The organism is Mucilaginibacter sabulilitoris (assembly GCF_034262375.1).
Taxonomy (GTDB): domain Bacteria; phylum Bacteroidota; class Bacteroidia; order Sphingobacteriales; family Sphingobacteriaceae; genus Mucilaginibacter; species Mucilaginibacter sabulilitoris.
This window is the reverse complement of sequence record NZ_CP139558.1, coordinates 4305818-4330801: the sequence shown is the minus strand read 5'-3', so window position 1 is coordinate 4330801 and position 24984 is coordinate 4305818. Positions and strand designations below refer to the sequence as shown.

Sequence of the window (24984 nt, the reverse complement as noted above, 5' to 3'; positions counted from 1 at the left end):
TTATGTTAACAGCTAAGCAATTACAACCCGAAAATAATACCATCAAAGCGCAAAATAACCAACCTTTTTTTTCGCGGCACATGGTACAGGCTAAATTGGAGGTAAATGAACCCGGCGACAGGTTTGAGCGTGAAGCTGATGCTATGGCCGACAAAGTTATGCGGATGAGCATTCCCTCCATGGATGGATCCGCATTTTTCAGCTCTGCAGAAACCGGGCTACAGCGTAAATGTCAGCACTGTGAAGAGGAAGAGAAACTTCAACGTAAAGAAAGTTCAGATACCGCGGCGCAGGGAAGCAGCGAGTTGGATAGTTATGTAGGTTCATTGGGGTCGTCGGGGCAGGCGATACCTGAAAGCAGCCGTCAGTTTTTTGAGCCCCGTTTTGGACATGATTTTTCAAACGTGCGTATTCATACCGATTCTGTAGCTGCCAAATCTGCACAGTCAATTAATGCACTGGCCTATACATCTGGCAACAATATTGTTTTTAACAGTGGCCAGTTTTCACCGGAGAGTGATAGTGGCAAGAGATTAATGGCCCATGAACTTACTCATGTAGTGCAGCAGGGGAGTGGTGTAGCTACAAAAAGGATTCAACGGGCCGGGAATCCCAGCGACATACCTCCAATGGCATGTGATCCGGCCAATTCAAGCCCATCACCAAGTGTTTTAAGTTCGTCATTTGCCACATCTGCAACAGAGTTAACACCTGCTCAAAGAGCGGATATAGCCAATTTTGCTGTAAGCTGGACTGCCAGCGGAGGCACAGATGCTTTACGAGTTGATGGTTATGCAAGCACACCGGGCACCGATCAGTTAAACTGGCAGCTATCGTGCTCAAGGGCTATCTCTGTAGCTAATGAGCTGCGTAATAATGGGGTACCTGATAGCATGATCACTATATTTGCACATGGCGAAACCAGCGAGTTTGGTTCGCAATTAAACAATCAGGTAGCCAATATTAGCATGTCTAATCCGGCACCGCCTCCAGCGCCAACGCCACCACCGCCTCCGGCTCCACCTGTTCCTGCAACGGCGGCAGTATTTTCAGAAGATCCTTCCGAACAATTTGCCGGTTATGATGCTTCTGTTGCTCCAAACTGGCAGGTTGTGCCTGTAGGTGAACGGCGAATAGCAAGGGTAACAGTAACGCCTGCCGGTTCTACTCCAACTTTTGTGAGTGATACGCCTGGTGTTGCAACGGTAACTGCTACTGCCACAGGTATATCAATTAATGGAGTTAGCGCCGGAGTAGCTAATATTACCGCAATGGCCGGAACCACAGTACTGGCTACTTTGCAAGTATCTGTTAAAAGTCAGCTCGCCCGTAGTGTTGCATTCCATTATGTTTGTGATTCAGCGACAGCCGCAGCTGGTGGCCCCCACTGTTCTGACCATACTCCAACAGCCGATGTAATGAGGGCTTTACTCAACAATGTTTGGCAACTGCAATCAAATGTAATGTTTACCGGTGGTGCAAGTAATGACGTAGTAGCACCTGGTGATCTGGGTACCCAGGTGGATGATAATGGCACAGGGGGAGGCGAAATGGCCACTGTTACTGCTTTAGGTTCGGGCGTTAATTACAATGTATTCCGGGTTGGTGATTTAACATCTACAGTTTGCGGAGGAGATCATCGTTGCAATGGAGGAATAACCAATGGAAGTAATACCCTAATTGCAGACACTCCCTGTGCAGATGGCCTGGGACTACCGCATGAAGCGGGCCACTTCTTAGGGCTTGGACATGGTAGTGGTTTTATTATGAATCCATGTTTAACTCCACGGCTCAACAGGCGTGTAAGTAAAGCGATGACAGATATTGTAAATCCTTAATTGTAACTTATTTTTCCTGATGAAAAATCCAAGCATTACTTATCGCTCTCCCGAAAAAAACACTTTAAATAGGGTAAATGATACTTTTTTTCAACCGAAGCTTAGTATAAACAAACCCAATGATGTTTACGAACAGGAAGTCGATCATATGGCAGACAAAGTGATGCGTATGCCTGATCCTATCCAAACTGAGCGCGCTTTTTTTTCGCCTGCATTAAATGGCATTCAACGTAAATGCCAGCATTGTGAAGAAGAGGAAAAGCTGCAACGTAAAGAAAATTCAGATGCTGAAATACCTGGAAGCAATGAATTTGATAACTACGTAGGGTCTTTAGGTTCATCAGGACAAGCTTTGCCAGAAAATAGCCGACAGTTTTTTGAGCCACGCTTTGGTCAGGATTTTTCCAATGTACGTATCCATACCGATTCTGTAGCTGCAAAATCAGCACAATCAATTAACGCGCTGGCTTATACTACAGGTAACAACATTGTTTTTAACAATGGTCAGTATTCGCCTGAGAGCGAAAGCGGAAAAAAATTAATGGCCCATGAGCTAACGCATGTAATACAGCAATCTGCAACAAATTTATCTAATGTTCAAAGAATAACCTGTCCCGAAGGTGCGACAGCGCCTGCTACGGTTGCACCAGGGGTAAGAAATGATATTGATGCAAGAGCTCAAAACATAATAGACAGGGCCGCCGATACCGCTGTCCCTATAGCAACCAGAGCTACCCGTGCAGTAAGTGACATCGTTTGTGCTTATTACCCGCAGGATTCAGGCAAGGTAAGAAATATAACATATGTTAGTGCTGAGGCGGGTCTTCATACTCAATCAGTAGGTTCAGGGGCCACAACTCAGGGTGATATTGATGTAGGTGATTATTTTGTAAATAATATCAGTCAAACATCAATTGCGAGGAGAGTGCTCCAAACAGGACATGAGCTTGATCATATAGGTCAATATAGAACCGGGCTTGCAGGCGGGCAACATAAGGATGAAAGGGAGTTCCTTGCTTTTTACCACAATGCCGTAGCAGATGAGTTTGCGGGAACCAGGCGCATGGCTGATAGTATGCGTAAAACTATTATTGATCAGGCATTAGGGTATTATTACTGTCTTGATCAAACACTACAACAAACACACCTAACAAAGCAACAGGAACTATTAACAAAGCGACAAACTGTTAATGGTACAAGAGGTAATGCGCCAACCAGCCCTCCGACGGCCTGTGCAAGGCAGCATTAAATTAATTAAACTAAATAATAAATCACTGCAATGCCTACAGGACGTAATGATGCTCAGAAAGGAAAAGTTGCCCCCAGGTATAGCAAACTTTCACAGGATTATAATAATCAACTGGAATACAAAGAAAACTGAAACACATAATAATCAACCCGTAGGTTCAAAACCTTGAATAATAAAACATCCAAAAATAAGGGAACATGATTTTATGAAATTAAACTAACGATACATCAGCAACTGGTAAATAAATTTTAGGAAAACGTGCAAAAAAATCCTCCCACATTAACTACAAATAAGAGCCAGCAAGCAAGCAATGTTTTCTTTGGAAAAAAAAAGCATTTGTCTTTCTTTGAACCTACTCTTCAGCCAAAACTAACTGTAAATCAACCTAATGATATTTACGAGCAGGAGGCTGATAATATGGCCGACCACGTCGTGGGCATGAATGATCCTGCGCTGAAAGATAATGCTTTTTTTAAGCCATCATTAACAACTGTTCAGCGTAAATGCCAGCATTGTGAGGAAGAAGAAAAACTGCATCGTAAAGAAAGTTCTGGTACCGAAGTACAGGGAAGTAATGAACTGGATAACTATGTAGGATCATTAAGCTCGTCAGGACAGGCCTTGCCCCAAAGCAGCCGAAGTTTTTTTGAGCCGCGTTTTAGAAATGATTTTTCAAATGTACGTGTGCATACTGATTCGGCAGCGGCAAAATCGGCACAATCAATTAATGCGCTCGCTTATACAACCGGTAACAATATTGTTTTTAATAGCGGTCAGTACTCGCCCGAAAGTAATGGTGGTAAAAGGTTAATAGCACATGAACTTACCCATGTGATACAGCAACAAAATAGCGCCAAAGCTATTTCCAGGGTCCCTACAAAAGCGGGTGCAAAAGATGGCCGATATAACTTTTCCGCCAATTGCGGGTGGATTGACTGGTCACATGCAGATGCGTCTCTTGCTCTGGCCCTTATCAAAAAAGTACAACAAGCTTCAGATGATTTACATAACGCTGGAACTAATGCTACAGATTCAACCGGCGATTTTTCAAGCCCGGCTATGACATCAAAAGTTCCTCATACTGCCATTGTTCTATCCAGCGCGGCAGTTAATGTAAGATTACTTAAAGCGTTATCACCTGCAGAAATAAACAGCGTGGCATTAAGCATTTTTAAAACCCTGTCAATAGCATTTGAGGCACAGCAATTATGGACTGATTTTATCGGAGAGTCATCTTACGCGCAGGAGGATCTTCCATCCGATCTTATCTCGTTTTATATGGCTGTAAAAGGATATACTAAAGATGATGTTATGAAATTTTGCGCCGGCGTTGGTCCTGATGAATCTGCAGCAGAATATGACAGAAATCACGACTTTAAAAAGAACAAAACTTTTAGCCCGGTTGGAGCATCAGGTAGCTGGCCCACCGAGCTTTCAACAATTAATGATTCACAGGCATCAGCATTGTATGAAGTCAGAACAATAAGCGCAACACAGGGATCGGATAGTTTTACCTTTTGCCCCATGTATCGTATTGAAGGGAAGATTGGTGAAACTGATCTCTTTATAATAGGAGTAGGGGGCGTTACTTTTACCGCTGCAGACAATGTAAGAGTAGTACCTACTTATCATGCAAAGCCAACTACCAGTGGCTCATATGGTTCAACAAATTTAATAGAAGTTGAGCCTTATAGTCAGCCTGATTTTTTTGCTTTTAAACAGAATAAATTAAGTTGGCCAATGATGGTACCTGAGAATATCTTGGTTTGCTTAAGCAGTAAGGGCAATAAAGTATGAGTTCAATGAAAATACATATGAACGAGAAACAAACCATATCACCCACCCAGAGCAGGAACAGGGACAATAAGCCATTCTTTCAGCCTGAACTGTCGGTAAACCAGTCAAATGCAGCTTACGGACAAGCTATGCGCACGCCTGAAGATGGTTTAGTGAATAATACTTTTTTTAAATCGGCGCCTGATTTAATTCAACGGGAAGATGATCCAACCAAAACACTTACCGAGGGGGCCTCTGTTGTTAAGGATGAACTGGATAATAAACCCGGATTTGAAGAATGGAAAGACAAGCAAACCGATGCGTTGAAGAAAGAAGTTTGGGACAAACAACCCACAGAATTTAAAGCAGGTATTATTGGTTTTGGCTTAAGTTCACTTGGCATATTAGGCTCCGTATTTGCATCTGATCCGAGGTTCAGGGCCGATACTATAAAATTACTGGATGATAAGAATATAGCCCTACCGCTTTCCCTTATCCCGCATCATGAATATTTTCCTTTATCATCTTTCAAATACAAATTGCCTCAAACCACCGGCGCCCCGCTTACTTTTGATACGGAATTTGAATTTAAACCTTACCTGGATATGATGCATGAAAAATGGAGCTTTATTCCTAAAACTGATCTCACTTTAGGCATAAGCAGCGGCTATTCGCCGAGTAGTGGTTTTGGGGTCACCGGCGGCTCTATTAAGCTAAAATTCGGCGGTGGCATTATTAATCTACGGGGTTTTGTTAATCAAACCTTACCAGCCACGCCAATGCTGGTAAGCGGCCCTGGAGAATCGCCCACATGGATCATGAGAACATTGCCCGGTCAGTTTGATGATCAACTGCCCAAAGGTAGTGGAGTGTTTTTAACCGTTGATGTATTGCGGCTACCCGAGCTTTTCAGAGGTGGCGAAGCAAAGAAACCATAAACAATAGCATTTACATAAATAGTAACACAGTATAAAAGTAAAATAAATGCAAGGTCAATCTATAACTAACTCTTTTGAAGTGCTTAAGCGGGTAATTCATACCCGGCTGCAATCACATTTCAATAATGTTGATGCTGTGTTTCCAGCTGTTAAGATAGAGGATGATGGTTCGCCGTTAAATGGTTTTATCATTAGCCATCAGTTGCCCCTCGAAGAGTATATTATACTTTTAACTGCGTTAGTGCCTCACATAATGGCCACCTTTTTTGAAAGTATAATTCAGGAGTTTTTGCCTCAGGGAGGAGATTTTCCGGAATTTGGCGGTGTAAAAGGCAGTAACCACCGTGGATTATTGCCAACAGGCGAAACCGTTCAGTTTATTATGGCCGGTAATGATATTGAAAAAAGGCTTTCGGTTCAATACCTACTAACTAATGGCATACTGGCCAAAAAGAAGGTGTTGTACCTGGAAACCGTAAAAGAAGGCGAACCACTAATGAGCGGCCGTATTGTTCTTGACCCTGAATTGGTAACCCGGCTTACTACGGGCATAGAAATAACTCCTAAATTTAGTCCGGATTTTCCCGCAAAGAATATCACTACAGCCATGACCTGGGATGATCTTGTGCTAAACAATTACACTCAGAACCAGCTCAGCGAGATTATGATCTGGGTGCAGCATAATGATACGCTGATGCAGGATGAAGTGCTGAAGCGAAAGATAAAACCGGGTTATCGCGCCCTTTTTCATGGCCCGTCGGGTACAGGTAAAACCTTAACAGCTACGTTGCTGGGCAAGCATTTAAACAAAGATGTGTATCGTATAGATCTGTCGCAGGTGGTAAGTAAGTATATCGGTGAAACAGAAAAAAACCTCGAAAAGGTATTTGTTAAAGCCGAAAACAAGAACTGGATATTATTTTTTGATGAAGCTGACGCCCTGTTTGGTAAACGTACAAACGTGCAAAACTCTCATGACAGGTATGCCAACCAGGAAGTAAGCTATTTATTGCAGCGTATCGAAGATTATCCCGGTTTGCTCATCCTCGCGTCAAACTTAAAAAGCAATATGGACGACGCTTTCCTGAGGCGTTTTCATACCATCATTCATTTCTCGGTACCCAATGCTGCTGAACGTTTGCACCTATGGGAAAAGGCATTCCCGGCATCGTACAAGCCTGAGCCGGCTATTAATTTATCTCACCTGGCCGATAAATATGAATTGAACGGAGCGGCAATATTAAACATTATTCATTATGCTTCGCTGCAAACCGCTTCAAGAAGTGATAAATACATACGTAACGACGATTTAGTAGAAGCGATAAGAAAAGAATACCGCAAGGAAGAACGTACGATGACCTAATTTATATTATTAAACACCAAACCAATATCGGAGGAAAAAACATGGCCTTAGCGCAATTTCACATTTACACGCAGCAGGATTTTCGAAAATACCTGATGAACACGGATTTCTCGAGGGAAATCAAAGTTGTACAAAACCATCATACATTGGAGCCTAATTACAGATCAATAAGTCCAAGCCGTGGTGAAATGTTTTGGCTTGAATCGATGCGTAATTTTCATATCCATGATAATGGATGGAGCGACATAGGTCAAAATATCACCACGTTTCCGTCTGGCAACATTGGTTTATGCAGACCTATAAATATTACTCCGGCCGGTATCTTTGGCGCAAACAAGGGCGCTATTTGTATTGAGAATTTAGGAAACTTTGATGCAGGGCATGACCAGATGACTCAGGAGCATAAAGACTGTATTGTTTTTTTAAACGCGGTGCTTTGTATGAAATTTAATCTTAAACCTGTAAAAGAACAAGTAGTTTATCATCATTGGTATGACCGAAAAGGTAAAAGATTCCCTGAAAGTAAAGTAAACAATGACCAGGTTGGTGACGAGCAGAAAACCTGTCCGGGTACTGCGTTTTTTGGAACCAATACCATTACGTCGGCAGAGGATAATTTTTTTCCTTTAATTGATAGTAAAATCCAGCAATTAAGTAATAATATAACTCCTGATACGGTATCGATGAAAGTAAATGCGAGTGTATTAAATGTCCGATCGGGGCCTGGTACATCATTCCGTATTGCACGCACCCTTACGCGTGATACGCAGGTAACAGTATATACAACCAGCGCCGACTGGAGTAAAATAAGCAATACTGCAGAGGAGTGGGTATTTAGCGCCTATCTTTCATAATTAACAATAATTATTAACCTAAACATATAGAAATCATGTTCGCATTTATTAAAGCAAAAATCTGGAGTGGTGCCGGTTGGTTATTAACTCTGTGTTTAGTTCTTGTGCTCGTATCGGCAATTTATCTCATACTGCACAGTTGCAATAAAGGATCTGATCATAAAAAATTAGACAATATTCAATTATTAAATATTGACAATATACTTGCCGGCTATTCGGATACTGATCTGTTGGCAAGCAAAGATCCGGCTGCAAAGAAAGTTATTTTGAATCTCTGGGTACAACGTGACCAGGCATTATCCAATTTTTTGACAAGCGAGTACAATGGCCAGGTAAACGAAGCCTGGTTAAAGCAAGTGAATACCCTGCTGATTAATCTTAATAATAAGGATGCCAAAACATATTTAAACGGCAAGGAAATTATTGTTAATAGCTTTTTTTGGTTTGTCGGTCCGGGTACCTATGCTGAAGTTTTGTTTTGGGCGCTGATTGGTGTATTGACAAGTTTAATTTATTATGTAAGTAATGCCAATGGGATTAAGATAAAGCAAACTGATGAAACTGATAGTGATACAGCTGATACAGCGGGTACAGGTCCTTTTAATACCGCAGAAATACCCGGGCAAGTGTCAAAGCTGTTTTACGCGCCGGTTTCAGCACTGGTATTAGTATTTGGATATAACCTATTAGGTGACAGCACCACTAAAATGACGGATATTACCATGGGCAATGGTCTATTATTATTTTCATTTATATCGGGTTTCTTTTCTGGTAGGGTAATGAAGTTTCTTGATAAGCTTAAAGACCTTATACTGCCGTTAGGTTCATCAGCAAACACTACTACAACTTCGGCTGATGTTACTGAGCCTGCTGCTAATGAAAAAGTTGCGGATGTTACAGTAGAACTTCAATTGGTGCCAGCACTATCTTCAACCACGGAAGGCGCTGATATTGTTGATTTAGGCTTTAATTCGGCAGTTGTTACACTGAAACCAGAGGCCGGTGAGTTGATAACGCTTACCAAACCGGCAGACGATCAAAGTTCCGGATTTACAGCAACTCAGGTACCTTTGGGTAAATACACATTGCAGGCAACTATGGCCTCTAAAATCGGCAACGCTGTGACTAATCTTTCGGCCAGTACCGATGTAGAGGTGAGCGAAACCAACAAAACATTTCAACTTGAAATGGATAAAACAGCCGACGTGGGTTAAAGCAAACCGAACTTAAACCAGCTGTGTCTGTTCGGCTTTGAAAATGTCCGGTTCAGGTATGTATTTGTCTAATTGGGGCTGATTTATATATATAAGTGCTTATAATTAAGCATTTTTGATTAAAACACTAAACAATGAATACACAACGCCCCAAAGTTCTAAAAAAGAGGATCATAACTATAGCTGTAATACTGTTTGTAGTTTTTTTGGTTATCCAGTGTATCAGACCAAGAATTTCACATTCACCTGTAACGGGTGACATAGAGGCTCCTGCTGAGGTGAAAAATATACTGACGCGCGCTTGTTATGATTGCCATTCCAACCAAACCAATTTGCGCTGGTATGATCAGATTACTCCGGTTAACTGGCGTGTAGCTATGCATGTAAATACCGGTCGTAAACATTTAAATTTTTCAAACTGGAAAGATTTGGCGGCAGCCGATCAAAAGGCGATGCTTTGGGAAGTTGTAAATCAGATTGCCGCAGGCGCTATGCCTATAAAAGATTATGAGCTGGTTCATCCTTCTGCCGCGGTTTCTAAAAACGATTTAGAGGTATTGAAAAAATATGTAGCCACCTTAATACCCCCGCAAAAAGTTGCTGACACTGCAAAAATAAACGCAGCCAGTAAACAATATAATCATTGGCAAAAAAAGGCCCCGGCAGCAGACACCAAACTTCCTGTAGCTTTAAATGGCATTACCTATATACCCGACTATAAAAATTGGCAGCCCATTAGCAGTACTGAACGTTTTGACAACGGCACCATGAGGGTAATATTTGGTAATCCCGTTGCAATTAAAGCTATACATGATCATCAAATTAATCCATGGCCAAACGGAACCATATTTGCCAAAGTAGCGTGGGATCAGGTAGAAGATAAAGAAGGCAACGTAAACACCGGCGCGTTTAAACAGGTGGAGTATATGATTAAGGATGATAAAAAGTATGCCGCTACCGCGGGATGGGGATGGGCCAGGTTTAAAACAGATAAACTGGTGCCTTATGGTAAAACCGCTTTATTTGCCACAGAGTGTGTTAGCTGTCATAAACCCCTGAGCAATACCGATTTTGTTTTCACCTCACCAATTGAGCATTAATAAGTATCTAATTATGAAATCATTATATATTTTATCTATAGTTCTAATTTTAGTATCACTTGCCTGCAATAATCGCAAGCCAAGCGAAGAACTTTTGAATAAGAAAGCTGCGATACCCGCGTCGTTTAAATTTGACAAAAATTTAAAGGTGATCACTTCATCTTTCAACAGAAAGAATAATACCATGTCTACGTTATATGGAAATGAGCTTGCATTAAAAACGGCCATTGCAGGAAATGTAAGTTACCCATCCGGTGAAAATTTCACCTTAGTTACCTGGAAACAGCAGAACGACGACCGCTGGTTTGGCGCCAGAATACCGGGTGACCTTTTATCTGTTGAAGTAATAAAAACGACAGGCACAGGTCGCGCGGCTATAAGCTATCAGAAATTTGAGGGACGTGATCTCAATGCTACCTCTGATACCTTACAGCAGCAGGAAAGGATAAAGTATATACTTGCTCAGAAACCGTCGGTAATGCCCTGATATTTACCAATAGCGGCTATGTTTAAGCGGCATATTCCCGTTGGTATTTATTCCTGTAATCAATAGGAGATAGGCCTGTTATGCGTTTAAATGTGGTACGGAAAGCTTTGGTATCGGTGTAACCAACATTATACATTACTTCGTTTACATTTTCGCGGGAAGTTTCGAGGCTTACTTTGGCAGCTTCTATTTTTACGCGTTGTATATATTCGGCCACAGTATTGGCTGTAGCTTTTTTAAACCTGCGCTCCAGGTTTCGGCGACCGAGTGCAAACATAGAGGCCAATTGTTCTACCGTGATCTTATCCTGATAGTTTTTCTCAATAAATTCCTGTGCTTTTTTAATTGGATCGTCGGCATGATCTTTTTGTCCCTGGAAAATAATAAATGACGATTGGTTGCTACGTTCCATTTCAATGGCAAACACCTTTGCACTTAAAATGGCTATATCACGACCTGCAAACTTTTCTATAAGATATAAGATAAGATTAAGGTACGAGAAAGCCCCGCCGCTCGAATAAAGCCCCTGCTCATCGGTAATAATTTTTTCCGTAACAAGGTTAACCTCCGGGAACATTCTTCTGAAATCATTAGCCGCCATCCAATGCGTAGCACATTTTTTTCCGTTTAACAAACCGGTTGATGCTAACAAAAACGCACCCATACACAAACTGGCTACCTCAGCACCATTATTATATTGTTCAGTTATCCAGGGTAAAAATGCTTTGTTGTTTTCAACCTCAACACTGATATCACCATCAATTGCAGGAATAATGATCAGGTCGGTTTTTTGAACTTCACCAATTGTTTTGTTTGAATTAACCGTAAATAAACCACCACTAACAGGTGTTTCCTTGGTAAGCCCCACGAGCTCAACCTTAAAAATAGGTTCTTTGCCGGCAGCCATAAAAAACTGATTCACCTGTGTAAGCAATTGGCGCGAACCCTCCAAACTCCCAAGTATAGCTCTCCTGGGTACAAGTATTGATATATGTCTCATATAGATAAATAGGTTTTGTAACTTAGTCGTAATCAGCCCCTAAAACAGCCGCATTAGGCCCTCATTCCTAATGCAATGTAGCTTTAATTTTACGGGAGTAATAATTTTAAAACTAAATAAATCAATCATCATGAAAAAGACAAAAATAATTTATTGGATTTTAACAGGGTTATTCGCGTTCTTTATGTTAGGCTCGGCGATACCTGACGCGCTTGTGATGCCCATAGCAGTGGAGGGATTCAAAGAAATGGGATATCCAACTTATATCATACCATTTTTGGGCTTCGCTAAAATATTAGGCGTGATTGCCATCTTAATCCCTGGTTATCCCCGTATTAAAGAATGGGCGTATGCTGGTTTAACGTTCGATTTAATTGGTGCTACTTATTCAATTATAAATTCCGGGAAATCAATCGGTAACTGGGCGCCAATGTTTATTATCATTGCGGTAGCAGCTGGTTCTTACATCTATTATCACAAAAAACTTAAAGCAAATACCCAGAATAATGATGATCTGGTGATGAGTTTGTCCTAAGCAAAATGATAAGGAAGTGTTGACCAATTCCTTTTGGTGCAATAATTATCAGAAAAAATAGAAATAAGGATACTTTTTTATTGCTTAATAATAATTTAAAAACTAAAGGTTAATATTAACATGCTCTTTAGCAATTATTTGAATACGATAAATGCAATAATGTAATAAGGCTAAATCATTGCTTAAATACTTAAGCAATGAACTCATCGTTTAGGTACCGGTAAATGATCGATAGGTACGTGGGGGCTTATTTCAAACAAAATGGCCGCCAAATCCTTTATTTATCAATGTGTTATATTCAATTTAGGTTGAAATCACGAATATTTTTTATGTTTACAAAAAAACAAAACTTAGCGATGAAAGCTTTAAAAACACCTTTATTTCCCCTAATCTTTGCACTATTAGCTATTACGGTATTGTCATGTAAATCGAAAAAACTGGCTCAAAAACCAGTACCGGTTGAAACAGAACAACAATACGCACCAAAACCACAACCGGCTCCGGCACCTGCTCCTGCAAAACAAGAAACACCTCCGCCGCCGCCAGCTGCACCTAATTATAATTTCAGCAATATTCAGTTTGAATTTAATTCTGCCGTATTAAGAACATCATCGTACCAAAGCCTGGATCAGGCCGCCGCTGAGATGAAGAAAGATAAAACAGTAAAATTTGTACTGAATGGCAACGCTTCTGCCGAAGGAACCCCGGAGCACAATATGGAACTATCTGTTGAAAGAGCAAACTCTGTAAAATTGTACCTCGTAAACAGCGGTATAAGCGGAGACAACTTAACTGTAAAAGGTTATGGTGAAAGCAATCCTATTGCCGATAACAGCACCGAGGATGGAAGAATACAAAATCGCAGGGTTGAGATCAAGGTTAATAAATAAAATACCTTATAATCCTGCTGAAATAATGCCCCGGTAAATGATTTTACCGGGGCATTATACATTATAGCTGGCAACCAATGTGCTTTTAGGTTCGTAATGATAGGTAATTACCAAATAATAACTTACCGGCGTCTTGAAGCAAATAATTAAAGGGATTTTGACCTTGCTGAACACAAAAGAAAAAGCAAGTATGGGCAGGCTTATTCTGTTCGATTTGCTTATCAGCATACTTGATATTGCTTTTCTGGGCCTGTTGTTGTTGGTTATAGGTTTTTATACGTCTGGTAAAGAGATAAACCCCAGGGTTATGTTTCTGCCCGATAGCTGGTTCAATAAAGATTCGATATCGCTTATAAGTGTTTTTTTAATTCTTTTTAGTCTGAAAAACTGGTTTGGATATTTGATACTTCGTTTTCAGCATCATTTTTTTTATGGAGTTGCCTCAAGGCTATCGAAAAAAAACATTATTCATTTTATGAAGGATGACTACATACGTTTTGTACATGTTGATTCATCCGTTCTTATCCGGCAAATAAGCCAGCAACCCATAGAATTTAGTCATTATATTCTGACAAATACTCAGCAGATTATTTCGCAGAGTACCCTGATATTATTTACTGTAATTGCCATATTGATTTACCAGCCTGTGTTGTTCTTATTATTGTTATTATTACTTATGCCGCCCATAATTGTGCTGGCCTATTTTATAAAACGGCGATCAAAGCAGGTAAGGGTGCATACCAAACTGGCCAGCGAAAAAACTATACAACATCTACAGGAGTCGTTAGCCGGCTTTGTAGAAAGCAATATTTATGATAAAAGTTATTTTTTAACTAATCGTTATTATAATTATCAGCAACAGTTAAATGAAAATCTGGCAACACAACAAACTATACAGTCTTTACCATCGCGTCTGGTAGAAGTTTTTGCTGTATTTGGCTTTTTCGTATTGATTGTAATCAATAAATGGTCTGTCGGGGCACCTGTAATTGACCTGCTTTCTATAGGCATTTTTATGGCCGCTGCTTATAAAATTATTCCGGGGATAATCAAAATACTCAACAGTAGCGGACAAATAAAAACATATGAATTTACGCTTCATGACTTGTTGACGATAAATGAGCCTGTAGTTAAATCGAATGATGTTATTCCTGATCATATAGTATCTATCAGATTTGATAAGGTCAGTTTTAATTACAAGGATCATAATATACTGGATGATGTCAGTTTTACCATTGACAAGGGTGACATGGCAGGTGTATCGGGAGTATCCGGACGGGGTAAAACAACGCTGATCAATTTACTTTTAGGCTTTTTGAAAGCCGATTCAGGAGATATCCTGATCAATGAAAACTTATCCGATATAGGACAGAGAAAACAATATTGGAAAAGGATAGCTTATATAAAACAGCAAAACTATTTTATACATGACACTATCCTTAAAAACATAACGCTTAGTGATGATGATGCGGATCATGAAAAATTAGCCGGTGTAATTGCTATTTGCGGGCTTAATGCTCTTTTATCGGGAAATGCTGAGGGGCTGAATAAAGTGATACGGGAAAACGGCAAGAATCTGAGCGGGGGACAAAGGCAAAGAGTTATGCTTGCCCGTGCGCTTTATCATGATTTTGATATGTTGATAATGGATGAGCCTTTTGGTGAAATGGATCAACAGGCCGAAGAGGTTATACTTGTACAGCTAAAGCAACTTGCTGCACAGGGAAAAATTATACTGTTTGTTACTCATAATGCAGCAAGCCTGGCTTATTGCAACAAAATAGTTTCCTTTAATGAATAAACCCGAAGCATTGGTGATACTGAGCCCTGGTTTCCCGGGCGATACCAACGATACTACATGTATACCCCCCATGCAAATTTTTGTACGGGCTTTAAAACAACATTATCCACAGTTACATATTATTGTAATCAGTTTTCAATATCCTTTTGAAGCTTCCACTTATAATTGGTATGGAGTGGAGGTTATTGCGCTTGCCGGTAAGGGAAAGGGACAAGTATTCAGATTAATTACCTGGCGGCGCGTATGGAAAAGTCTAAAAAAAATACATAATAAATATAAGCTTTGCGGACTGCTGAGCTTTTGGATTGGTGAATGTGCTTTTATGGGCAACCGTTTTGCAAAAAAAAACGGCTTACCACATTATATATGGCTGCTCGGCCAGGATGCAAAAGCAGGCAACGAATACGTAAACCGGATAAAACCAGAAGGAAAATCATTAATAGCCATATCTGATTTTTTAGCAAATGAATTCAGAATAAATTATGACATACTTCCGAAACATGTTATCCCCTCTGGAATAGAAACCGCACTTTTTAATACGGCGCCCGGTGAAAGGGATATTGATATTATAGGCGTGGGCTCACTTATCCCTCTTAAGCAATATAATTTATTTGTTAATGTGATTAAGAATTTAATTACAGAGTTCCCTGAAATAAAAGCAGTTATTTGCGGTAAGGGTCCTGAAATGCATAACCTTGAAAAACAGATAAAAAGATTTAAACTGGAAAATAATGTGCAGTTAAAAGGAGAGTTGCCGCATCCGGAAGTACTTGCCTCGATGCAGCACTCAAAAATACTGTTGCATACATCGGCGTACGAAGGCTATAGTACCGTAGTAAGTGAAGCTTTGTACGCAGGCTGTCATGTGGTGAGTTTAGTAAAAGGAATGGATGTGCGTCCGGCCCAACACCATGTACCGGATAACGCCGAGCACTTACCCGATATAATTAAAAACCTGCTTAACAACCCTAATTTAAAGCATGAGCCTGTATTAGCTTATCCCATTCAAACTATCACAGCCAAAGTAGCAGCTTTATTTGGCCATTAAATAATTGCAAATATCAAATAGATCATTAGCTATATTCTTGGCAGTTAGGTTTCTATTAAAATGATCTAAAGCAGCTATCGAAATTTTTTCTCTATCTAAATTATTAATAGTATTCAACAACTGGGTAAGCGCCTTTGCATCTCCCGGCGCATATAAAAATCCACATTTACTGTTTCCTATTATTTTCTGATAGGGTGGTATATCAGTCACAATTGGGATGCAGCCACAGGCTAAAGCTTCGAGCAGCGCATATCCGCTTCCTTCTTTATGACTGCCCGATATATAGAAATCAGCAGCACTGTACCAATAAGGTAATTCTTCATTTTGAACTTTACCAACCAATACTACCGCGTTTGATAATGACGGGGTTGAGCCAAGTATTTGCATCATCTCAGCCAACATATCTTCTGTTTGATAGATCATGTAAAGCTTTGCTTTTGGATTTATTTGCAGGTGTTGCGCAAACCCATTTAAAACAGTTAGCGGATCTTTATTGGCGTTTAACCTGCCTACCCACAAAAAATTGAAATCTCCGGTTATTCCGGTGTGCTTTCTACTTATTTGTTTATCTTGTTTTTTGAAAACTGTTGAGGCTTCCAGTAACTCAAATATGTTTGATCCGCCTTTGATAATTTTCTTTCTTTTCCATATATCCGCATTGCCGGCAGCTGTAAAAATAAATCCGTTCACCATGCTGCAGGCTATTTTTTGAAATCGGTCCCTTACTCCACCAAATGGTAATTCACCATGATGCTGAATAATTATTTTAAAGTTTTTGCCGCAAAACAACCGTAAAAAGATTACCTGTAATGGAAAAACAAAACCTTGTACCAATACAATATCGGGCTTTAACTCTTTAATAAACCGGTGGGTTTTAAAAGACACAGACCAAAACCTGTTACCACCCTTGAAAAAGAAATAGGGTACACCGTCAAAAATGGCTTGTTCCTCAAAAGAGGCATGTTTTATAAAATTAAAATCAAGTTCATTTTTAAGGTGCGCAGCGAAAGCTAAAGCAGGGAAATGATTTTCAAAAACCTGCCCTGGGTTTTTGTAATTAAGATGAGAATAATAGGTAAGGTCAACCAGTTTTATCAATTTTAGAGTATTTGATGGTCAATAACTTCTATTGGAAAAATAAAGTCAGGCAGATAAGATTTGATCAGCTCAATCAACTCGTCTACATTTCCTTCAATATACTTAAAAGCATCATCTATTTTGATCAAACTAAAGTGTCGACCTTTTAAATAATGTGCCAATTGGGTTAATAACCCCTGGTCAAACAAGCGGATATTACCCTTATGAACAACCAGTAACAAATCAACAGGTGCAATTTTATAAAAAGCATCCAGATTCGTAACCCCGGGTTTTTCCCCGGCTATAACAATATCGGCATTTTTACCCGTTGTTAGTTCGCCTGTGTTAAGGTTCCATACCTTTGCCGCGTTTGCATTTAATGACCTGTATAATTCATTATCGTTTAATAACCCTGTTTTGCGCGCCATGGTTATATGATCCCAAATGTTCCAGTTACTGGTAAGTGTAGAGTCGGTACCAAATAGAATAGAGGTGTGCAGCTTTAACTGTGATATGGGCGCTGTTTTATTTAATAAAAAGTAATTTGATTCGGGGCACCAAACAATTCCGTTAAAATAGGCCGACTGTTTTTCGGTCATAGCAACAGCATGTATCCCTACTAAATTTCTGTGAAGTTTATTCCAGTATATTAATTGGTCAATTTCCTTTACAGCGGCCTCGTCAGTCCCTTCACCGGTATGTATCACTACTGGTAATTTCTTTTTAAGCGGATTATTCATTTTCAGTTTCCACGCCTTTTCAAATGCCGCTGAATGCAGGTCTTGTGTGTCCTCATATACAGTTACAAGTGGATTGCTAATAGCTAAACGTTTACCATGATTTACCACGGTTGTAACCCCACAAAGGAGATTTTTATAAATGCCCCAAAGTAAACGAAGGCGCTCCGGAACTTTCAATACAACCGTAATTTCCTGTTTATAATGTTTGTGGATATAAACTCCCCATTCCGTATAGTTTTTATAAGTACGGTTGCCTAACTGCGGAAACAGATTAAAATCAAGATGGTCATGCGAATTGATTAACCCGGGAAAAATAATGGCACCGTCAAAATGAAGCTGCAGAATGTTTGAGGTATCAGTAATAGCGGTAAGAGTTATTTTATCAATTTTGCCATCACTTATCCGCACGTTCACCAACTGCCCGGTATCTGCCATCTTTACCCTATGGAGTATCATTTATTCTTTTTTTAAATGAATGCCGTATATTACCGGAAAGTCTTTGTATTTTTCATAAACATGCATAGCGTTTTGTTTGGCATAAAAAGGTTTCATGCTTTCATCTATTTTCACTTCTTCCTGCTTCAATAAAAGAAAGTTATTTTTAAGCAATATCTCTTTAATGGTATAAATAGGGTGTACATAATTACGCACAGCCATTACAGCGTTGTTATATTTAAATGTTCTTTTACCACCAAATGCCAGCGTATGCGGATGAAAATCGGTAATAATAATTTCGCCGCCACTCTTTAGCAAACGGCTCCAGGCTTGCATAGCCTCCTCAATATCCTCAATATGGGCAACGGTAAGAGTAGATATAATTATATCGTACGCCGAATCAGAAATATCAGAATATAAATTGTTTGTAATAAGCCTGGTGTGCGCTGCCGGATATTTTTGTTTCAATTTTTCCAGCATCCCGCCAGATACATCAAAACCTGTTAAGTCAGCTGGTTCTTTACTAAATATTAAAGGCCAATGCCTGCCTGTACCGCAGCCTATATCAGCCACTTGTTTGCCTTTAACATCCACCTGGCTAATAAGATTAGAAAATAATTTACCATCAAGATGAAGCATCAGGTTGTCAGGCTGCATATCATATTCGGCCGACCATAAGTCATAAGCTTCTACAACACTTTTTTCGGTTATTGCCGGGGCAGACAGCTTGTTTTGTAAGTAATTTTTTATGGTGGCTAACATATTATTAGTCTTTATAACAATAACGCTTAAGTCGGTGCTTAGGTTGCCCGGGCTTTTTATTATTGTCACAGGCAACCACCATTAATTATGCAGCGTAATATATAATGAGAACGATTTACATTTTTTTATGATTGGGTTTTGTTTGAGCGATGGATGTAAGGCTCCATCGCTCATTATTTCAGAAGTTTATAAACGAACACCCGGTTTAGATTAAACAACTTATGAAACTTAATATATACTACAGGTATGAATAAGGTATTACTGTATAATCCATTGAGTGCTATAGCAAAGCACCGTATTCCTAATTCCATATTAAACATTGCGGCTTCTATTGAAGGCAAGTACGAGTGGGTAATTGTTGATGGTAATTGTGAGGCCGATCCGTTAAAAAAAATAGAAAGTTATTTAGATACAGGCGAATTTGGTTATTTGGGTTTTACGGTTATGCCAGGCCCGCAGCTAAGGCAGGCTATTCCGTTGTCAAAAGCAATTAAGGCTAAATACCCTTATACTACCATGATTTGGGGAGGATATTTCCCTTCGAGCCAGCCCAAGGCGGTTTTAAACTCGGGTTTTGTTGACTTTATAATCAACGGCCCTGGTGATCATGCTTTTCCCCAGTTGATAGATGCGCTTGAGAATCATAAACCTTATGAGTTTATCAAAAACCTGATCTATAAGGCCGATGGTAAAATAACCAAAACCATTAAAGAAGACCTAATTGATCAGGATTCGTTACCCCCTTTACCTTATGACAGGTTAGACACGTTTTATCCCATTACTGACAGATATCTGGGTAAAACCTATCTGGGAAAACGTACCATGGCCTATCATTCCAGTATCGGGTGCCCGTTTACTTGCTCATTTTGTGCGGTAGTTCCTATTTACGAAGCTCGATGGAAGGCAAAATCGGCCAAAACGGTTTATAATGATGTAAAATATCTTAAAGATAAATGGGGTGCTGATGCTATCGAATTTCATGATAACAACTTTTTTGTATCAGAAAAACGAACTGTTGAGTTCGCGAAACTCATTGAACCTGAAAACATGACATGGTGGGGAATGGCGCGCATTGATACTATGGATAAATTTAGCGATGCCTCCTTAGAACAGATACGCAGAGCTGGTTGTAAGATCATCTTTTTTGGCGCCGAAAGCGGTAACGACGATATATTGGAGCAACTGGATAAGGGCGGCACACAAACGGGCAAACAGATTATTGGCTTTGCCGAACGCTTGAAGAAATTTGATATTATACCAGAATACTCGTTTGTGCTGGGCACGCCTGCACCAACTCCTGAAAAAGTGCAGGCGCAGATAGATTTTGAGATCAATTTTATTAAAAATATTAAAGCAGTAAATCCTCGTACCGAGATTGTACTTTATACTTATACCCCTGTACCTACAGAAGGTTCAGAGTTATATAAACAGGTTCTGGAGCAGGGGTTTGAATACCCGCAAACACTGGAAGACTGGATGAGCCCGGCCTGGGAAAGCTTTGATCTGCGTAAAAACCCGCTTACACCCTGGCTTAAGCCTGAAATGATTGATAAGATAAGGAATTTTGAAACCGTGTTAAACGGCGTTTATCCAACCGTTACTGATATAAGACTTAATGACTTGAAACGTAAATCAATTAAACTGTTATCAAGCCTGCGTTATAAAGCAAATCTTTATAAGTATCCGTACGAAATAAAATTGCTGCAAAAGTATTGGAAGTACCGTCAGCCCGAAATTCAAGGATTTTAATAGCGAAGCATTTTGAAAGAACATCCAATTGATATAGCCCGGGATAATGTGAGCACCGATGAAGCGTTGGAGGAGATGTATATTGCCATACGTGAAAGAGAAGGGCGGACTTATAACGATAAACAAGTTGCCCAACTGCCCGACATCAACACCCCACATCTATACTATCGGGAATGGAAAATGAGGAAACGATCAAGCCAGAGGCTGATTACTTATTTGGCAGCAAAACAAAAGCCGCTTCATATTCTGGAAATTGGCTGTGGCAATGGATGGCTTTCTGCAAAACTTGCCGATATACCACATGCTTACGTTATTGGACTTGATGCTAACCGGATGGAGATTGAACAGGCGCGCCGGGTGTTTAAAAAAAGTAACCTGCAATTTATTCATAAAGGGTTTAATAAGGATGCTTTTAATAGCAATACAAAGTTTGATGTGATCATATTCGCTGCCTCTTTATCATATTTCCCATCGGTACGAACAACCATTGGAGATGCCTTTTCATTATTAAACGAAGGCGGTAAAGTACATGTGCTGGATACACCATTTTATAATAGTGACAAAGTAGATGTATCGGTATCAAGGTGTAAAAAGTATTATGCGGATATGGGTTTTGCAGAGATGGCCAACCATTATTTTCATCATACACTAAATAAGTTGTATACTTTTAAACACAAGGTATTATTTAACCCAGACGGTTTTTGGAACAGGTTAATTAAAAAGGATGTTTTTTATTGGATTATGTTAAAACCGTAACCATGGCAAACCAGTCATTATATCATACTTTTAAGCGCTACCGCACATTGCAAACGCATAAGATATCAGCATTGCCCATTGTGATATTAATGCCGCATAGCGCCTGTAATTGCCGTTGTGTGATGTGTGACATATGGAAGGATAATAAAAACCTGAAACAGTTAACCGAGAATGATATCAATGGCCTGTTGTCGTCACTCAAACAGCTTGGTACCCAACAGGTGCTTATGTCTGGAGGGGAAGCCTTGCTCAATACCAATTTCTTTGGATTATGCCGGATACTGAAAACCATTGGAGTTAAAGTAACTTTACTCACCACCGGCTTATCTATCAAAAATAATGCGGAACAATTGCTAAAATGGGTTGATGATCTTATTGTTTCTCTTGATGGCGATGAAGCACTGCATGATGCTATCAGGAACATACCTAATGCGTTCCGCAAGCTAAAGGAAGGGGTAGAGCACATTAAAAAATTAAATCCTGCATATCGCATTACAGGGCGTACGGTTATACACCGGCTTAATTATAGAAACTGGCCGGCAATTATAGCCGAATCCAAAAAAATGGGGCTCGACCAGGTAAGTTTTTTACCGGCCGATGTAAGCAGTCATGCATTTAACCGTCAGCAAGCATGGACCGAACCTAAGCAGGATGAGATATTAATACCTGCTCATGAACTATCTGAATTAAATGAGATTATCAGCTCATTATTAATTAATTATGACGAGGAATTTAACTGTGGCTTCATTGCGGAAAGCCGTGAAAAGATCAGGGATATATATCATTATTATGCCGCGTTTTACGGTCTGAACGCATTCCCATTTAAAAAATGTAATGCACCATGGGTATCAACGGTTGTAGAGGCCGACGGAGCTGTAAGGCCCTGCTTTTTTATGGATACTATGGGCAATATTAGAGATACATCGCTTGATCAAATTTTAAATAGTAAGGAAGCAATTGAATTTCGCAAATCTTTGGATACATCAACAAATCCAACCTGTGTAAAATGTGTGTGTTCACTCAACCTGTCACCATTAACTAATTTAGTTTAACCTATGGAACAGCTAAATAATATACTCTTTACGCATTCTTATTTTCTGCGTTTCGACCCAAAGCAATGGGAACAGGGACAGCCATATCCGCCCCTGGGAACATTATATGCAGCTTCATTAATGCGGCAGAACGCATACCAGGTATCGCTTTTTGATACCATGTTCAGGCATAATCCTTATGAAGTTATGGATACCATAAATGAAATCAAACCTGGTTTCTTTGTGATATATGATGATGGATTTAACTATCTCACCAAGATGTGCCTCACAAACATGCGCGAAGCCGCATTTAAAATGTGCAAGCTGGCAAAGGATCAAGGCTGTACGGTGATAGTATCAAGCTCTGATTCAACCGATCGTTTTAAGGAGTACTTACAGGAAGGTGCTGATTTTGTGATCATAGGTGAGGCAGAACATACCTTGCTGGAATTGGTTAATGCCATAAAAAGTGGGGCTGAAGACGTATCGAATATACAGGGATTGGCTTATATCAAGAACGGTGAGCCTGTTAAAACCTTTGCACGGCCGGTACTTAAAGATCTGGATAGTTTACCTCTACCAGCATGGGACCTGGTTGATATCACACCATATCGTGAATGTTGGTTAAAACATAAGGGGTATTTTTCGTTAAATATAGGCACTACCCGAGGTTGTCCTTTTAAATGTAACTGGTGTGCTAAACCCATATACGGTAACCGCTATAATTCACGCAGTCCTGAAGATGTAGTTACAGAGCTCAAATTGTTAAAGGAGTGTTTTAACATGGACCATATTTGGTTTTGCGATGATATTTTTGGTTTAAAACCTGGTTGGGTACTGCATTTTGCAAAATTGGTGGAAAAGGAGAACCTCAAATTCAGATATAAGATACAATCAAGGGCCGACTTGCTTTTGGATAAGGAAACGGTGCAGGCGCTTGCCGCTTCGGGTTGTGATAATGTTTGGATCGGTGCCGAAAGCGGTTCGCAAAAAATACTGGATGCTATGGATAAAGGCATCACCATACAGCAGATATATACAGCTACCAGGTTAATGAAGCAATGTGGCATAAAACCATCTTTTTTTATCCAGTTTGGCTACCCTAGTGAAACCAAGGAAGATATTGCGTTTACTATAAGAATGATCAATAATCTTTTACCCCATGAAATAGGCATTTCGGTTTCATATCCGCTGCCGGGTACATTATTTTATGAAAAGGTAAAAGCCGATCTCCGACAAAAAACCAACTGGACCGATTCTGATGAAATGGCGCTGATGTTTAGTAACACCTTTAGCCCGGCTTATTATAAGCAGTTGCATAAGTATGTGCATCAAAACTATCATGCCCATTTGGCCAAATATAACCTGGTTGAATTGTTGTGTAATCCGTTCAAACCAAATCTGAAACGTATCAGAAAGGCTGTATCGGTTTTATACCATGCGCCGGCCACTATTATTGAGGGGGTTAAGTTAAGTAAACTGGAAAAAGTGTCATGACCGATATCATCATCGCAAATAATAATGAGGCGGATGCATCAGCGGCATTTACCAGGCAATCGGTAGTTTTCGATGATATCTATTCGGAAAATACCATCATCAACTATAAACGAGCCAGGGTGAGGCAGCATGTTTTGCAACGCCTTGCACCGGGCAGCAGCATACTGGAGTTAAACAGTGGCACCGGCGAGGACGCCATATTTTTTGCCAGGGAAGGTCACAGGGTACATGCCACAGATATATCAACGGGTATGCAACAAATACTCAGGCAGAAATCAGAGCCTTACCGCGACCGTATCAGCATTGAAATATGTTCTTTTACCCAACTGGATCAGTTAAAAAATAAAGGGTCTTTTGATTATATATTTTCAAACTTTGGCGGTCTTAATTGTACCGGTGAACTGGAAAAGGTACTGCTGTCATTTGACGCATTACTTAAACCAGGAGGTAAAGTAACAATGGTTATTATACCCGGATTTTGCTTGTGGGAAACCTTGCTTTTATTTAGGGGGAAATTCAAAACTGCTTTCCGCCGGTTTTTTAGTAGCAAGGGCAGGATAGCTCATATAGAAGGTAGTTATTTTAAATGCTATTATTACAATCCGTCATTTATTATCAATACGTTAAAAAAGACGTTCAACGTATCCGGTTTAGAAGGTTTATGTACCATAGTACCACCATCATACATAGAGGGCTTTGCCGAGAAACATCCAAAAGCATATAGCTTTCTAAAGGATAAAGAGGATAAATGGAAAACCAAATGGCCCTGGAAATATATAGGTGACTATTTTATTATTTCGCTTGAAAAGAAATAATAGTTAAGAACTTATATTTCGGAAATAAT

Annotated in this window: 22 protein-coding genes; 18 read left to right on the top strand and 4 right to left on the bottom strand. The window is 39.9% G+C overall.

From position 1 onward, the window contains the following. Positions 1-2 precede the first annotated feature (2 nt). The 9 genes from SNE25_RS18720 to SNE25_RS18680 all read left to right on the top strand — a co-directional run bounded on the left by SNE25_RS18720 (position 3) and on the right by SNE25_RS18680 (position 10819). Positions 3-1838, top strand: a complete 1836-nt coding sequence (locus SNE25_RS18720; protein ID WP_321560521.1) for an eCIS core domain-containing protein — start codon at positions 3-5, stop codon at positions 1836-1838. Between the two features lie 19 nt (positions 1839-1857). Continuing rightward, positions 1858-3087, top strand: a complete 1230-nt coding sequence (locus tag SNE25_RS18715; protein ID WP_321560520.1) for an eCIS core domain-containing protein — start codon at positions 1858-1860, stop codon at positions 3085-3087. 258 nt (positions 3088-3345) lie between these two features. Then, positions 3346-4884, top strand: coding sequence for an eCIS core domain-containing protein (locus SNE25_RS18710; RefSeq protein ID WP_321560519.1), 1539 nt, complete (start codon positions 3346-3348; stop codon positions 4882-4884). 17 nt (positions 4885-4901) lie between these two features. After that, entirely contained in the window at positions 4902-5801 is a 900-nt protein-coding gene (locus SNE25_RS18705) for a hypothetical protein (RefSeq protein WP_321560518.1), read from the top strand. Positions 5802-5847: 46 nt separating this feature from the next. Next, positions 5848-7164 carry an ATP-binding protein gene (locus SNE25_RS18700; protein WP_321560517.1) on the top strand — a complete coding sequence of 439 codons (1317 nt, stop codon included), beginning with the start codon at positions 5848-5850 and terminating at the stop codon, positions 7162-7164. A gap of 41 nt (positions 7165-7205) precedes the next feature. Next, positions 7206-8018: an SH3 domain-containing protein gene (locus SNE25_RS18695; protein ID WP_321560516.1), complete on the top strand. Its 813-nt coding sequence runs from the start codon at positions 7206-7208 to the stop codon at positions 8016-8018. A 35-nt stretch (positions 8019-8053) separates the two neighbouring features. Next, positions 8054-9232 carry a hypothetical protein gene (locus SNE25_RS18690; protein ID WP_321560515.1) on the top strand — a complete coding sequence of 393 codons (1179 nt, stop codon included), beginning with the start codon at positions 8054-8056 and terminating at the stop codon, positions 9230-9232. A gap of 134 nt (positions 9233-9366) precedes the next feature. Continuing rightward, a complete protein-coding gene (locus tag SNE25_RS18685) occupies positions 9367-10332 on the top strand; it encodes a heme-binding domain-containing protein (protein WP_321560514.1) in 966 nt (321 codons plus the stop codon). A 13-nt stretch (positions 10333-10345) separates the two neighbouring features. Continuing rightward, on the top strand, positions 10346-10819 hold the full coding sequence (locus SNE25_RS18680; protein ID WP_321560513.1) for a cytochrome P460 family protein: 474 nt from the start codon (positions 10346-10348) through the stop codon (positions 10817-10819). 22 nt (positions 10820-10841) lie between these two features. On the opposite strand, the gene SNE25_RS18675 is transcribed toward SNE25_RS18680, so the two are convergent. Continuing rightward, entirely contained in the window at positions 10842-11819 is a 978-nt protein-coding gene (locus tag SNE25_RS18675) for a GlxA family transcriptional regulator (RefSeq protein ID WP_321560512.1), read from the bottom strand. A gap of 130 nt (positions 11820-11949) precedes the next feature. On the opposite strand from SNE25_RS18675, the gene SNE25_RS18670 reads away from it, so the two are divergent. From SNE25_RS18670 to SNE25_RS18655, 4 genes are all read left to right on the top strand, one after another. Then, positions 11950-12354 (top strand): DoxX family protein, encoded by a 405-nt coding sequence (locus SNE25_RS18670; RefSeq protein WP_321560511.1) that lies wholly within the window; start codon positions 11950-11952, stop codon positions 12352-12354. Positions 12355-12710: 356 nt separating this feature from the next. Further along, the gene (locus SNE25_RS18665) at positions 12711-13244 is read left to right on the top strand and encodes an OmpA family protein (RefSeq protein ID WP_321560510.1); all 534 of its coding nucleotides are present in this window, start codon (positions 12711-12713) and stop codon (positions 13242-13244) included. Between the two features lie 133 nt (positions 13245-13377). Beyond that, positions 13378-15045: an ABC transporter ATP-binding protein gene (locus SNE25_RS18660; protein WP_321560509.1), complete on the top strand. Its 1668-nt coding sequence runs from the start codon at positions 13378-13380 to the stop codon at positions 15043-15045. After that, the gene (locus SNE25_RS18655) at positions 15038-16093 is read left to right on the top strand and encodes a glycosyltransferase (protein ID WP_321560508.1); all 1056 of its coding nucleotides are present in this window, start codon (positions 15038-15040) and stop codon (positions 16091-16093) included. The genes SNE25_RS18660 and SNE25_RS18655 overlap by 8 nt, the downstream gene beginning before the upstream one ends. On the opposite strand, the gene SNE25_RS18650 is transcribed toward SNE25_RS18655, so the two are convergent. Genes SNE25_RS18650 through SNE25_RS18640 form a run of 3 tightly spaced genes read right to left on the bottom strand, consistent with a single transcriptional unit; the run spans position 16079 to position 19107 of the window. Then, positions 16079-17191, bottom strand: a complete 1113-nt coding sequence (locus SNE25_RS18650; RefSeq protein ID WP_321560507.1) for a glycosyltransferase family 4 protein — start codon at positions 17189-17191, stop codon at positions 16079-16081. The two genes, SNE25_RS18655 and SNE25_RS18650, sit on opposite strands and share 15 nt — an antisense overlap. Before the next feature lie 2 nt (positions 17192-17193). After that, positions 17194-18366 carry an amidohydrolase family protein gene (locus tag SNE25_RS18645; protein WP_321560506.1) on the bottom strand — a complete coding sequence of 391 codons (1173 nt, stop codon included), beginning with the start codon at positions 18364-18366 and terminating at the stop codon, positions 17194-17196. Beyond that, complete coding sequence (locus SNE25_RS18640; RefSeq protein WP_321560505.1) at positions 18367-19107, bottom strand: class I SAM-dependent methyltransferase; 741 nt, start codon at positions 19105-19107, stop codon at positions 18367-18369. Positions 19108-19353: 246 nt separating this feature from the next. On the opposite strand from SNE25_RS18640, the gene SNE25_RS18635 reads away from it, so the two are divergent. From SNE25_RS18635 to SNE25_RS18615, 5 genes are read left to right on the top strand one after another with little or no spacing between them, the layout of a single operon-like run. Continuing rightward, positions 19354-20856 carry a B12-binding domain-containing radical SAM protein gene (locus tag SNE25_RS18635; protein ID WP_321560504.1) on the top strand — a complete coding sequence of 501 codons (1503 nt, stop codon included), beginning with the start codon at positions 19354-19356 and terminating at the stop codon, positions 20854-20856. A 12-nt stretch (positions 20857-20868) separates the two neighbouring features. Further along, complete coding sequence (locus SNE25_RS18630) at positions 20869-21612, top strand: class I SAM-dependent methyltransferase (RefSeq protein ID WP_321560503.1); 744 nt, start codon at positions 20869-20871, stop codon at positions 21610-21612. A 2-nt stretch (positions 21613-21614) separates the two neighbouring features. Continuing rightward, complete coding sequence (locus SNE25_RS18625) at positions 21615-22664, top strand: radical SAM protein (protein WP_321560502.1); 1050 nt, start codon at positions 21615-21617, stop codon at positions 22662-22664. 3 nt (positions 22665-22667) lie between these two features. Next, positions 22668-24140 (top strand): B12-binding domain-containing radical SAM protein, encoded by a 1473-nt coding sequence (locus SNE25_RS18620; RefSeq protein WP_321560501.1) that lies wholly within the window; start codon positions 22668-22670, stop codon positions 24138-24140. Next, on the top strand, positions 24137-24955 hold the full coding sequence (locus tag SNE25_RS18615) for a class I SAM-dependent methyltransferase (RefSeq protein WP_321560500.1): 819 nt from the start codon (positions 24137-24139) through the stop codon (positions 24953-24955). The genes SNE25_RS18620 and SNE25_RS18615 overlap by 4 nt, the downstream gene beginning before the upstream one ends. Positions 24956-24984 lie beyond the last annotated feature (29 nt).